The 13,031-nt window shown below is 54.2% G+C and carries 9 protein-coding genes and 1 tRNA gene; 6 read left to right on the forward strand and 4 right to left on the reverse strand.

Translation table 11 applies throughout. The features are described from left to right. Window positions 1–252 precede the first annotated feature (252 nt). From JQU52_RS02980 to JQU52_RS03005, 6 genes are all read left to right on the forward strand, one after another. Window positions 253–1,446 carry an OmpP1/FadL family transporter gene (locus tag JQU52_RS02980; protein WP_230339678.1) on the forward strand — a complete coding sequence of 398 codons (1,194 nt, stop codon included), beginning with the start codon at window positions 253–255 and terminating at the stop codon, window positions 1,444–1,446. Window positions 1,447–1,523: 77 nt separating this feature from the next. Then, window positions 1,524–2,393, forward strand: a complete 870-nt coding sequence (locus JQU52_RS02985; RefSeq protein WP_230339679.1) for a lipid A biosynthesis lauroyl acyltransferase — start codon at window positions 1,524–1,526, stop codon at window positions 2,391–2,393. A gap of 640 nt (window positions 2,394–3,033) precedes the next feature. After that, window positions 3,034–4,629 (forward strand): isocitrate lyase, encoded by a 1,596-nt coding sequence (locus JQU52_RS02990; RefSeq protein WP_230339680.1) that lies wholly within the window; start codon window positions 3,034–3,036, stop codon window positions 4,627–4,629. A gap of 131 nt (window positions 4,630–4,760) precedes the next feature. After that, window positions 4,761–5,933 (forward strand): nucleotide sugar dehydrogenase, encoded by a 1,173-nt coding sequence (locus JQU52_RS02995; protein WP_230339681.1) that lies wholly within the window; start codon window positions 4,761–4,763, stop codon window positions 5,931–5,933. Window positions 5,934–6,027: 94 nt separating this feature from the next. Beyond that, window positions 6,028–8,238 (forward strand): UvrD-helicase domain-containing protein, encoded by a 2,211-nt coding sequence (locus tag JQU52_RS03000; protein ID WP_230339682.1) that lies wholly within the window; start codon window positions 6,028–6,030, stop codon window positions 8,236–8,238. A gap of 75 nt (window positions 8,239–8,313) precedes the next feature. Next, window positions 8,314–8,733, forward strand: coding sequence for an HIT family protein (locus JQU52_RS03005; RefSeq protein WP_230339683.1), 420 nt, complete (start codon window positions 8,314–8,316; stop codon window positions 8,731–8,733). A 69-nt stretch (window positions 8,734–8,802) separates the two neighbouring features. On the opposite strand, the gene JQU52_RS03010 is transcribed toward JQU52_RS03005, so the two are convergent. From JQU52_RS03010 to JQU52_RS03025, 4 genes are all read right to left on the reverse strand, one after another. Beyond that, complete coding sequence (locus JQU52_RS03010) at window positions 8,803–9,366, reverse strand: L-threonylcarbamoyladenylate synthase (RefSeq protein ID WP_230339684.1); 564 nt, start codon at window positions 9,364–9,366, stop codon at window positions 8,803–8,805. 154 nt (window positions 9,367–9,520) lie between these two features. Beyond that, window positions 9,521–9,594: transfer RNA gene (locus JQU52_RS03015), tRNA-Gly, on the reverse strand. 228 nt (window positions 9,595–9,822) lie between these two features. Beyond that, window positions 9,823–11,094 (reverse strand): phosphoribosylamine--glycine ligase, encoded by a 1,272-nt coding sequence (purD, locus tag JQU52_RS03020; protein ID WP_230340512.1) that lies wholly within the window; start codon window positions 11,092–11,094, stop codon window positions 9,823–9,825. A gap of 80 nt (window positions 11,095–11,174) precedes the next feature. Continuing rightward, complete coding sequence (locus tag JQU52_RS03025; RefSeq protein ID WP_230339685.1) at window positions 11,175–12,818, reverse strand: ATP-binding cassette domain-containing protein; 1,644 nt, start codon at window positions 12,816–12,818, stop codon at window positions 11,175–11,177. Window positions 12,819–13,031 lie beyond the last annotated feature (213 nt).

Here is a 13,031-nt window from a genome sequence, read left to right on the forward strand (position 1 = left end):
TAATGCCGCTGCCAGCGTCGTGGTTAATACGGCGTTGGCAGCGGCATAAATTTAATTGAACCAACAGTGATTTATGCTTGCTTAAAGCGTATCAAAATTACAACACGCCGGTAAAACAATACAAGATTATTTTGTATTTTGGTTAAGAACATTTAATTTTTGGCCTATGATTCGATGGCCACTGCACTGCTTTACTAAAGGCCGCGCTGTTTTAGAAAACAACAACAAAATCTATTCCTAGGGAGAAAAACCATGCTACGCAAAACCGTGTTCGCCACCTTGCTTACCCTGCCGGCGCTGGCCGCCCACGCCGCCGCACTGGAGCGCAGCGATCAATCCACGGCATTTATGTTCGAGCCGGGCAACCGTGTTGAATTGGGCGCCGCCTATGTGGCACCTTCGGTGAAAGGGCAGGCGCTGGATACGCCCATGTTTATGGGCAGCAGCGGCACCGTGGCCAATTACGACATCCCCACGGGCGATGTGGGCAATAACTATATGCAGTATGCGGTTTCGGGCAAATTCCAGCTTAACGACCAATTATCCTTAGGGCTGAAATACGAGCAGCCGTTTGGCATCAATGTACGCTACAACAACGACAGCGGGCGCTATCAGGCTGTGGGTGCGCCCGACAGTGCCACAGCGGGCATGAATGCCAAAGCGCAGGCACACAACTTTACCGCACTGGTGGCCTACAAAACCCCGCAAAACATTTCCATTTTCGGCGGCCCGACCTATCAGTCGGTCAATGGCTCAGTAGCACTGCCCGCATTGGCGGGCTACGATTTGGATTTGCCTGGCAGCGGCGGCTGGGGCTATGTGCTGGGTGCGGCGTATGAGAAACCCGACATTGCTCTGCGCGCCACGCTCACCTACCGCTCCGCCGTCAAGTATGCACACAAGGTAACGGAAACCTTCAACCACCCACAAGCCGGTGCCATCAGTCAAACAAGTGATTTGAATTTCAAGCTGCCGCAATCGGTGAATTTGGAATTTCAAACCGGTATTGCCCCCAAAACCCTGCTCTTGGCCAGCGCCCGCTGGACCGATTGGAGCGCATTCAAAGTCCGCCCGGATCTTTACACCAGCCTGCAACAAGCCAATGGCGTCAACAACGCCGAGTTGGTGAGCTTTGGTAAAGATTCCTATCAATTTAATCTGGGCGTGGGGCGGCAGCTGAGCGAGAAATTCAGCGGCTATGTCATCGGCGGCTACGACAGCGGCAACGGCGATCCAGTATCGCCGTTAGGTCCGCCGGATAAAGCCTATACCTTGAATGTGGGCGGCAAATATGTGATTAACAAGCATGTGGATATCGGCGCCGGTGTCCAATACAACTGGTATAAAAACCAGTCCACCACCGTAGACGGCGTACCGGTGGCGGCGGCCAAATTCAATAATATGAATGTATGGGGGGTGGGCGCACGCTTGGGGGTGAACTGGTAATGCCGCGATTACATGCCCGTGGTGCAGTGCCGCAAGATTCCGTACAATAGGCGCACTTGCTTTTATCTTTTTTGCTTATGAAATTGGCTTTTGCGCTTTTATATTGTATTCAATGGCTGCCGCTGCGCTTGATTCACGCCTTGGCGCGCGCGGTGGGCTGGCTGGCGTTTTACGCCGTGCGCCCGCGCCGCCGGATAGGGCTGATTAATCTGCGCCATTGCTATCCGGAATGGACGGAGCAGCAGCGGCGCGCGCTGCTGAGGCAGCATTTTGTGCACATGGCCATGCTGGTGCTGGAATACGGCCTATATTGGTATGGCTCTGCACAGCGGCTCAAAAACATGGTGCATTACCAAGACAAACACCATTTGGACGATGCACTGGCTCGTGGCGACAAAGTCATTCTGCTCTATCCGCATTTCACCGCATTTGAGGCAGCGGTATATGCGCTGAATCAGGAAATGTTCTTAATCAGTATGTATTCCCGCCAAAAAAATCAGGCCATGGATGCGCAAATCCTGAAAGGGCGCTACCGCTACAATAATGTGTTTCTGATTGGCCGCACCGAAGGCTTGCGCTCGATTATCAAAAAACTCAAAGCCAGCACCGCACCGTTTGTGTATCTGCCCGATCAAGATTTTGGCCGCAAAGAATCGGTATTTGTGGATTTTTTCGGCATTCCCACCGCCACCATTGCCGGTTTGAGCCGTATTGCTGCTTTAACCGGTGCCAAAGTGATTCCCGCCATTCCCACCCGCCAAGCCAACGGCACGGTAAAGCTGCGTTTTTATCCGCCATGGGAAAATTATCCCGGCAACGATGCCATTGCCGACACCCAGCGCATGAACGACTTTATCGAAGCACGCGTGCGCGAGCAGCCGGAGCAGTATTTTTGGCTGCACAAGCGTTTCAAAACCCGCCCCGAGGGCGAGGCTTCTTTTTATTAGCCCAAAATAAGGATTGGTATAATACAAGGCTGCCTTTCAGGCAGCCTTGTATTATACCAATTCGAAAAAACAACCTAACTGTGTTGGCTCGCCTAGCCGTACTAGGTGTACTGTCTGCGGCTCGCCGCCTTGTTATCTTATTTTTTCGAATTGGTATTACTTTGCCTATTGCTCAATGATTTTAATGCGCCATTATCAGCGCCGATGTTCGTTTTTGTTGCCCACACCATGCAATCGCGCTTGCGGCTGACCTAAGCTTTATTTCTGCCCAAGATTCACTTTGGTGCTACTGTGATAAGCCATTGTTTTGATGCCGTTTAGATTTTATATTCCAAATCGGCTTTCAGGCAGCCTACGCACAATGCCACTACAGATTCTTGCGCAACATCTGCATAAAACAAATTTTTGCTGCATTAAAATTTAAAAATGCAGCATTTTCTGGCAATCAAACAAGTGTTTTAAATTCAGTCATCACAATCGAACATTGGTTTTTCGTTTAAGTAAGCAACGGAAAACACTAAAAAATTTTCAATCAGGGCTTCCATTGCCGCCCAAAAACGGGTAAATTTATTGCACCGCACCAACGCCGCATCCGGTGTCTTTTAAGAAAAATATTCGAGCAGATAGCAAAGGATTTACCATGTCTCAATACCAAAACGAAATCAAGCAAGCCCAAGCAGAAATCAAGCAGGCCGGTGAAGGTTGGAGCGCCATCAGCGCCGAAGCCGTAGCGCGTATGCGTTTGCAAAACCAGTTTCAAACCGGCTTGGAAATTGCCAAATACACCGCCGGTGTAATGCGCCGCGATATGGCCGAATACGATGCCGATGCTTCGGTTTACACCCAATCTTTGGGTTGCTGGCACGGTTTTATCGGCCAGCAAAAGCTGATTTCCATTAAAAAACACCTCAAAACCACCAACAAACGCTATCTGTACCTTTCCGGCTGGATGGTGGCGGCACTGCGCTCCGAATTCGGCCCCTTGCCGGATCAATCCATGCACGAAAAAACCTCGGTATCCGCGCTGATTGCCGAGCTGTACACCTTCTTGCGCCAGGCTGATGCCCGCGAGCTGGATTTGCTGTTCACCGCGTTGGATGCCGCCCGTGAAGCCGGCGACAGTGCCAAAGAAACCGAAATCATCGCCCAAATTGACAATCACGAAACCCATGTGGTGCCGATTATTGCCGACATCGATGCCGGTTTTGGCAATGCCGAAGCCACTTACTTGCTGGCCAAACAAATGATTGAAGCCGGCGCCTGCTGTATTCAAATTGAAAACCAGGTTTCCGACGAAAAACAATGCGGCCACCAAGACGGCAAAGTCACCGTGCCCCACGCCGACTTCTTGGCCAAAATCAACGCCGTGCGCTATGCCTTTATGGAATTGGGCGTTACCGATGGCGTGATTGTGGCGCGTACCGACTCTTTGGGCGCCGGCCTCACCAAACAAATCGCCGTCACCAACCAACCGGGCGACTTGGGCGACTTGTATAACTCCTACCTGGATTGCGAAGAAATCAGCGCCGAAGCCTTGGGCAACGGCGATGTGGTGATTAAGCGCGAAGGCAAGCTGCTGCGCCCGAAACGCCTGCCGAGCAATTTGTTCCAATTCCGTGCCGGCACCGGCGAAGACCGTTGCGTGTTGGACTGCATCACTTCTTTGCAAAATGGCGCCGACATGATTTGGATCGAAACCGAAAAACCGCACATCGGCCAAATCAAAGGCATGGTAGACCGCATCCGCGAAGTGATTCCGAATGCCAAACTGGTGTACAACAACAGCCCTTCATTCAACTGGACATTAAACTTCCGCCAGCAAGTATTCGATGCGTGGAGCGAAGCCGGTAAAGACGTGTCTGCCTTCGACCGTGCCAAACTGATGAGCGTAGACTACGACAACACCGATTTGGCCAAAGAAGCCGACGAGCGCATCCGTACCTTCCAGCGCGATGCTTCGGCACAAGCGGGCATTTTCCACCACCTGATCACCCTACCCACCTACCACACCGCCGCTTTGTCTACAGACAACTTGGCCAAAGGCTACTTTGCCGACCAAGGCATGTTGGCCTATGTGAAAGGCGTACAGCGCGAAGAAATCCGCCAAGGCATTGCCACAGTGAAACACCAAAATATGTCCGGCTCGGATATCGGCGACAGCCACAAAGAATACTTTGCCGGTGAAGCCGCACTGAAAGCCTCGGGCAAAGACAACACCATGAATCAGTTTCATTGATTTATCCGTTCTGTGATGTATTTCAGGCAGCCTATTCAGGCTGCCTTTTTTTGTGCGCGCGCTGTCACCGCATTGCCATATCGCTGCTTTAACATAAACCCCATATTTCGCCACTTCAAAACAGGATTCCTATGCAGCCACGCAACATCACCGTGGTGGGCGCAGGTTATGTCGGCTTGTCGCTGGCGGTTTTGCTGGCACCGCGCCACCGCGTGCAATTGCTGGATATTGATGCCGCCAAGGTCGATTTAATCTGCCAAGGCATCAGCCCCTTGGCCGATGCCGAAATCCAACAAAGGCTGCCTGAAAGCCCGATACACGCCACCACCGCTGCCGCACACGCTTATGCAGATGCCGACACGGTGATTATCGCCACCCCCACCAATTACGACAGCGACAATGGCTATTTCGACACCAGCAGCGTAGAAGCCTGTGTGGCCGAAGCCGCCCGGCGTTGCCCGCAAGCTCTGGTGGTGATTAAGTCCACCGTACCGGTGGGCTTTACCGCCGCCTTGCAACAGCGCTTTGCCAATATGGAAATTCTGTTTTCACCCGAATTCCTGCGCGAAGGCCGCGCACTGCACGATAATCTTTATCCCAGCCGCATCGTGGTGGGCGGCAATAGCCCGCGGGCGCAAGCATTCGGGCAAATGCTGGCCGAATGCGCCGAGGCCGCCGATATTGCCCAATATTATTGCGGCAGCACCGAAGCCGAAGCGATTAAATTGTTTGCCAACACCTATCTGGCCATGCGGGTGGCGTTTTTCAACGAGCTGGATAGCTTTGCCGAAATTCATCATCTGAATACACGCCACATTATCGACGGCGTGTGCGCCGATTCGCGCATCGGCCATTATTACAATAACCCCTCTTTCGGCTATGGCGGCTATTGCCTGCCCAAAGACACCGAACAATTGCGCGCCAACTACTTCAATGTACCCAACCAGCTGATTGGCGCCATTGTGGAGGCCAACCGCACCCGCAAGGATTTTATCGCCCATCAAATCCTCAAGCGCCGGCCACACACCGTGGGCATCTACCGCTTGGCCATGAAAAACGGTGCCGACAATTTCCGCGCTTCGGCGATTCAAAGCGTGATGAAACGACTACAAGGGCGCGGCGTGCACGTGGTGGTTTATGAGCCTGCTTTAGCCCAAAGCCATTTTCTCAACGCGCCGGTTATCGCTGATTTGGCCGAATTTATCCGGCTGGCGGATGTGATTGTGGCCAATCGCCAACATGCCGACTTGGCCGCCGTGGCGGATAAAGTCTATAGCCGCGACCTTTTCGGCTCGGATCAATAAAGCTGCCTTATCGTGAATTTACCGGTGCTCATTCCTTGCTACCGCTTGCACATGCAGGCGGCTTTTTTGTGCGCCATCGGCTACAATAGCAGCCATGGAAAATCCTTCATCTTCTTTATTGAGCGGCCTGAACCCCGAGCAATTGGCCGCCGTTACCTGGCCGCCGGCGCCCGCTTTGGTGCTGGCCGGTGCCGGCAGCGGCAAAACCCGCGTGCTCACCACCCGCATTGCTTGGCTGTTGCAAAGCGGGCAGGCCAGTATTCACAGCGTGCTGGCGGTTACCTTTACCAACAAGGCCGCCAAGGAAATGCAGCTGCGCCTTGGCGCCATGTTGCCGATACCGGTGCGCGCCATGTGGCTGGGCACGTTTCACGGCCTGTGTCACCGCTTTTTGCGCCTGCATTACCGCGATGCCGGTCTGCCGGCGGCATTTCAAATCTTAGACAGCGGCGACCAATTGTCGCTCATCAAACGCCTGCTCAAAAGCCTGAATATCCCCGACGAAAGCATTGCCCCGCGCAGCTTGCAAGGCTTTATCAATGCGCAAAAAGAAGCCGGATTGCGTGCAGGCAGCCTAGACGCTCCCGACCCACACACGCAACGGCTGATTGAATGCTATGCCGCCTACGATGCTCTGTGCAACCAAGAAGGCGTGGTGGATTTTGCCGAGCTGATGCTGCGCAGCTACGAATTGCTGCAAGCCAACGCCGCCTTGCGCAGCCACTACCAAAACCGCTTCAAACATATTCTGGTGGACGAATTTCAAGACACCAACAAGCTGCAATACGCTTGGCTTAAGCTACTGGCGGGCGAGCATGCGGCGGTGTTTGCGGTGGGCGACGACGACCAAAGCATCTACCGCTTTCGCGGCGCGCATGTGGGCAATATGGCGGCGCTGATGCGCGAATTTGCCATTGATGAGCCGATTAAGCTGGAGCAAAACTACCGCTCCGACGGCCACATCCTCACCGCGGCCAATGCCCTGATTGCCCACAACAACGGGCGTTTGGGCAAAAATTTGCGCACCGATGCCGATGCGGGCGAAAAAATCCGCCTGCTGCAAGCCATCAGCGACAACGAAGAAGCCCAATTTGTGGTGGACGAAGCACGGGCGCTGCAACGCGAAGGCTGGGATTTGGCGCAAATGGCGGTGCTCTACCGCAGCAATGCGCAATCGCGCATTCTGGAACAAGCCTTGTTCCGTGCCGGCATCCCCTACAAAATCTACGGCGGCCTGCGCTTTTACGAACGCCAGGAAATCAAGCATGCACTGGCCTATCTGCGCTTAGCGGTCAACCCGCACGACGACAATGCCTTGCTGCGGGTAATCAATTTCCCCACCCGCGGCATCGGCACGCGCACAGTGGAAAACCTGCAAGCCACCGCCAGCGCCGAAGGTGTGTCTTTATGGCAGGCGGCCTGTAGCACAGGCGGTAAACAGGCCAAAGTGGCCGCCTTTGTGCGCTTGATTGAAGCGCTGCAATCGCATATCGGCAGCAGCAATCTGGCCGAAACCATGCTGGCGGTGGTGCACGACAGCGGCTTGATGGCGCATTATCAAAACCAAAAAGGCGAGCATCAAGAGCGCATCGACAACCTAAACGAGCTCATCAATGCCGCCGTGGCATTCAAACCTTTGGAGTCCAATTTTGAAGTGCTGCCTGAAAACGCCGCCACCGATCCGGCCTGGCCGATATTGGCGTTTTTAAGCAATGCGGCGCTGGAATCGGGCGAACACCAAGCCCTGGCCGGTGAAGCCGCCTTGCAGCTGATGACCATCCACGCCGCCAAAGGCTTGGAATTCAACGCCGTGTTTCTTACCGGGCTGGAAGAAGGGCTGTTTCCAAGCGAATACAGCCTGGCCGAGCGCGACGGGCTGGAAGAAGAGCGGCGGCTGATGTATGTGGCGATTACCCGCGCGCGCAAACGGCTCTACATCAGCATGGCGCAGCAGCGGCTCTTGCACGGGCAAACCCACTTCGGCGTGGTGTCGCGCTTTGTCGACGAAATTCCCGCCGCCGTGTTGCATCATCTATCGCCCGCTTCAGGCAGCCTGGTGGCACAACAACACAGCAGCCAGCGCAGCAACCCGTTTCACAGCCGCAGCCCCGCCGCCCAAACACCGGAAAAAGCGCAGAATTATGCCGGATTCACCCTCGGCCAAAACGTGCGCCATGCCAAATTCGGCACCGGCGTGATTATTGATGCCGTTAATAAAGGCGACAGCGCCAAGCTCACGGTAAACTTCGGCAAAAACGGCATTAAAGTGCTGGATACCGCGGCCGCCAAACTCAGCCCGCTGTAAAACCCTATCCACGCTATTTCAGGCAGCGTTAAGGCTGCCTGAAAACCAACCCACCCCCACCACAAAGGCCAAACCATGCAAACCGTTTACGATACCGACAACATCTTTGCCAAAATCCTGCGCGGCGAGATTCCCAACCACACCGTTTACGAAGACGACAAAACACTGGCGTTTATGGACGTGATGCCACAAGCCCGCGGCCATGTATTGGTGGTGCCCAAAACCGCCGCCGTAGAGCTGAGCGACCTGCCCTTAGACTATGCCCAAGCCGTGCTGGCCACCGCGCAAAAAGTGATGGCCGCACAACGGCAAGTGCTCAAACGCAGCGGCATTGTGCAAATGCAGCTCAACGGCGCTCAAGCAGGCCAAAGTGTATTTCATTACCACCTGCACCTGATTCCCAGCAATGTACACGAACTGGGTCGCCACGAAGGCGGCATGGCCGACCACAACGAGCTGGCGGCGCTGGCAGCTGAATTGCGGGCAGCGCTATAATCGTAAACCCAAAAAACAATCAAGCCCGATACATTAGCAGAATGTATCGGGCTTTGTTTTCAGGCAGCCTTAGCGCAAACGCACACCACTGGCCAAATCAATAATCTGGCTGGGCTGGCGGTTGCCGCCGCAACGCCCCGGCACCAACCACACCTTATCGCCAAAGCGCCGCCGCACTTCCGCCGCGCGAACACACGGCCGCTCGCCGCTGCGGTTGCAAGAAGTCGACACCAAGGCCGTGCCCAGCTGGCGGCACAATTGCCGCGCACCGGCATGGGCAGGCACGCGTACCGCCAATTTATGGCGCCCGCGCCCGCGCAACATCGTGGGCGTTTGCGCAGCCGCTGCAATTAAATACGTTTTGGCGGCAGGCCAATTTTGTGCCAACAGCGCCTGCTGCGCCGGGCTTAAGGGCTGCAATAAAGGCTGCAATTGTGCCAAATCAGCGCCAATGCTGATTAATCCTTTATGCTGTGGCCGTTGTTTCAGCGCCACCACCCGCCGCAAGCCGCGTACATGCCGGGGCAAACAGCCCAAGCCATAGCTGGATTCGGTGGGATAAGCCACCACACCGCCACGGCGCAAATGGGCGCGCAAACGGTAAACGGCGGCATGGGCGAGCATTCGGGGCATAAAAGGGCAGGGAATCGGTAAGGGGATGAAATTGGAGCACTATAACAGCAGAATGTAAGGATATGCCGTATTTTGCGTATCCTAATTTTAAGATAACACATCTGCTACAGACAAAAAACAGGGCCGATTTGTCTATTATCGGCCCGGGCTTATTTGGAGCGGATGGCGGGATTCGAACCCGTCCGAACTGCTTGGGAAGCAGTTATGCTACCACTACATCACATCCGCATCAGTGTTTCAGGCTGCCTGAAACACAAGAGCCGAATTATACGCGCCGTTAAAAATTTACGCCAGCCTAGGGTCTGCTCACATTTTACCACGTGGCCCTATTTTGGCTTAAAAGCCCGCTTTCTGCGTTGAAAATACGCGTAAGGTGTTCAACCTTGCTGTGCTTTTCGCCTTGAACGCGAACTTTTCTGCTCAAAATCCGGTGCACGGCTGAAATGTAAACAGACCCTAGCGCCCAATCGCCTTATCGGCAATATCGGTGCGGTATTGCATACCGTCAAAAGTGATGGCGGCCACGGTTTGATAGGCGGCGGCTTTGGCGGCCTCTACATCATCGCCCAAGCCCACGGCGCACAACACGCGCCCGCCGTTGGTGATGGTATCGCCGGCCGCATTGCTTGCACTGCCCGCATGAAACACCTTGCCGTGCGCCTGTGCGGCGGCCAAGCCATGGATGACATCGCCTTTGCGCGGCGTTTCCGGATAATGGGCGGCGGCCAGCACCACGCCCACCGCGGTTTGCGGGCTCCATTGTGCTTGCGCCTGATCCAAGCGGCCATCCAGCGCGGCTTCAATCAAGTCCACCAAATCGCTGTCCAAACGGCTCATAATCGGCTGGGTTTCCGGGTCACCGAAGCGGCAGTTGAATTCAATGGTAAACGGCGCACCGTTGCTGTCTATCATCAAACCGGCATACAAAAAGCCGGTGTAAGGATGGCCATCGGCCTTCATGGTATGCACCACCGGCAAAATGATTTCGTCCATCACCCGCTGATGCACCGCAGGCGTTACCACTGGCGCCGGGCTGTAGGCACCCATGCCGCCGGTATTGGGGCCTTGGTCGTCGTTCAGCAGGCGTTTGTGGTCTTGGCTGGTGGCCATGGGCAGCACATTGTCGCCATCCACCATCACGATAAAGCTGGCTTCTTCGCCTTGTAAGAAGTCTTCAATCACCACCCGCGCACCGGCATCGCCCATTTTATTGCCCAGCAACATATCGTCGATGGCGGCGTGGGCTTCGGCTAGGGTTAGCGCCACAATCACGCCTTTGCCCGCGGCCAAGCCGTCGGCCTTAATCACAATCGGCGCGCCCTTGCGCTCAATATAATCGTGGGCGGCAGCGGCATCGGCAAAGGTTTGGTATTGCGCGGTGGGCACACCGCAACGCGCCATAAAAGCTTTGGCAAAATCTTTGGAGCTTTCCAATTGCGCACAATATTGGCTGGGGCCCAAAATGGGCAAGCCCGCTTCACGAAACGCATCCACCACGCCTTCGGCCAGCGGCGCTTCCGGCCCCACCACAGTAAAAGCGATGTTTTCGCGTTGGCAAAACGCAATCAAATCACCATGGCCGCTTAAATTGATGTTGTGCAACTTCGGCTCGGCGGCGGTGCCCGCATTGCCCGGTGCCACAAATACGCATGCTACTTTGGCTGATTGCGCCAATTTCCACGCCAAAGCATGTTCGCGCCCACCGCTACCAATCACCAATAGATTCATCATGCCCGCCTTTTTCCTTTTAATTGAATCACCCACAATGGGCTTAATTATAAAGGAAGCGTGGGGTTTCAGGCAGCCTTTTAAACTGCCTTGTTGCTTGGCAATTCGGTTTCATCTAAACACCAATGCCCGTTCAAAATATGCAAGCGCCCGCTTGGTTTGAGCGCCCGTACAAAATCGGCATCGTGCGATACCACCATCATTGCCCCCGGAAAATCGGCCAATGCCCGCTCCAGCGCCTGCACCGAGGGCAAATCCAAGTGATTAGTGGGTTCATCCAACAGCAATAATTGTGCCGCCGGTTGCCGCCATAACGCCACCGCCAAAGCCGCCTTGATCCTTTCGCCACCACTGAGTACACCGCAAGGACGGCATAATTGTGCGGCTGCCAAGCCCAGTTGATGCAGATATTGACGCAATACAGCTTCAGGCAGCATGGTATTTTGTTGCTGCAATTGGGTGAGCACATTGGTGCCGTTATCCAACAAGGAAGCCTGTTGGTCGATATAGGCCAGTGGCACAAAAGTTTGCACCGCACCCGCCGCAGGTGCTTGCAAACCGGCACATACACGCAACAGGGTGGATTTTCCGGCACCGTTGTCTGCCTGAATATGCAGGCGGAAAGCACCATGCAAATACAAATCAGCTACCTCGGCAATGGCCGTATAAGACAAACGCAAGGATTGGGTTTGTAATACTTGCCGCCGTGGCGGCACGGTGCTTTGGGGTAAGGTGAACAGTTTGTCTTGTGCCGGCGGTAAGGCCGATTGCGCTTGTTGTATTTGGTTTTGTAATTGCTGTTTAAACTGCTGCTGTTGCTGCCGTAACTTACCTTGTGCCTGCTGCGATTGTTCTTGCTGACGGTCTAAAATCAGCTTGCTTTGGTTGCAGGTTTGGCGGTTCCGCTGAGCTTGGGCGGTGCGCTTTTGCTGGCGGTCATGTTGTTGCTGCCATCTTTGCCGGGCTTTCTTTTCGGTTGCACGGGCATGCTGGTAATCGGCAATGGCATTGGCTTGTTCTTGTACCTGCGCAGCCAGATAAACGTCTATATCGCCAGAATACTGTTTCAGGCAGCTTTGGTTCAGGCTCAAAATGGCATCCGCACCCCGCAACAGGCTGCGATCATGACTGACCAAAACCACCGTGTGCGGATAAGCGGCTATTTGTGCTGCTAGCCATTGCCGTTGCCCGCTGTCTAAATGGTTACCGGGTTCGTCCAACAATAAAAAATCCGCTTGCTTGGCCAATGCAGTTTCCAATGCCAGCCTTTGCAGTTGGCCGCCGCTTAAACAAGCAGCGCTATCCTGCGGTGATAAATGCGGCCAGCCATGCTGGCACAAACGCTGTTGCAAGGTGTCCAACGCCGCCCAATCTTGCTCCAACACGGCATAATCGGCATTATCAGCCACCCCTTGCTGCAAGCGTTGCCATGCGGCTAACCACAAGCTCAAGCCACAGGCAGCGGCAATGCTGCCCTGAGCGGCAATGGTTTGTTGGGGCAGATAAACCAAACTGCCTTGGCGCTCAACCACGCCGGATTGTGGCAGCAAATCGCCCGCCAACAAACGCAATACAGTAGATTTGCCACTACCGTTAGCACCCACCAGCCCGATGCAGCCGCTATTAAAAACCGTATCACACAAGGTTAATACCGAGTCGCCATTCGACCAAGAAAAGGAAAGTTGTTTGAATGCCAAAAAGGCGGAAAGATGGACAACAGACATAATGACTCCTGTGAATGCGTTTATGAAATAAAAAACGGATTTACAGGATTGAAATCATGTGTGTGCCCCTAAATAACAATAAGTTTGATGAATCAGAAAATGCTTCTGCATTACAGAAACCCGATTCAGTATACAGAATGAGGCTGCCTGAAACAAAAATAACGCTTTTATACCCATTCTAAAAAGAACCGAACTGCGTTGGCTCTCGCCTAC

Source organism: Paralysiella testudinis (assembly GCF_016894345.1).
Taxonomy (GTDB): Bacteria; Pseudomonadota; Gammaproteobacteria; order Burkholderiales; family Neisseriaceae; genus Paralysiella; species Paralysiella testudinis.

What these genes read in the sequence shown, in the direction of transcription:
- JQU52_RS02980 (WP_230339678.1), top strand. Translation starts at nt 253, where the DNA reads ATGCTACGCAAAACCGTGTTCGCCACCTTGCTTACCCTGCCGGCGCTG.
- JQU52_RS02985 (WP_230339679.1), top strand. Translation starts at nt 1,524, where the DNA reads ATGAAATTGGCTTTTGCGCTTTTATATTGTATTCAATGGCTGCCGCTG.
- JQU52_RS03025 (WP_230339685.1), bottom strand. Translation starts at nt 12,818, where the DNA reads ATGTCTGTTGTCCATCTTTCCGCCTTTTTGGCATTCAAACAACTTTCC.
- JQU52_RS02995 (WP_230339681.1), top strand. Translation starts at nt 4,761, where the DNA reads ATGCAGCCACGCAACATCACCGTGGTGGGCGCAGGTTATGTCGGCTTG.
- JQU52_RS03000 (WP_230339682.1), top strand. Translation starts at nt 6,028, where the DNA reads ATGGAAAATCCTTCATCTTCTTTATTGAGCGGCCTGAACCCCGAGCAA.
- JQU52_RS03010 (WP_230339684.1), bottom strand. Translation starts at nt 9,366, where the DNA reads ATGCCCCGAATGCTCGCCCATGCCGCCGTTTACCGTTTGCGCGCCCAT.
- purD (WP_230340512.1), bottom strand. Translation starts at nt 11,094, where the DNA reads ATGAATCTATTGGTGATTGGTAGCGGTGGGCGCGAACATGCTTTGGCG.
- JQU52_RS03005 (WP_230339683.1), top strand. Translation starts at nt 8,314, where the DNA reads ATGCAAACCGTTTACGATACCGACAACATCTTTGCCAAAATCCTGCGC.
- JQU52_RS02990 (WP_230339680.1), top strand. Translation starts at nt 3,034, where the DNA reads ATGTCTCAATACCAAAACGAAATCAAGCAAGCCCAAGCAGAAATCAAG.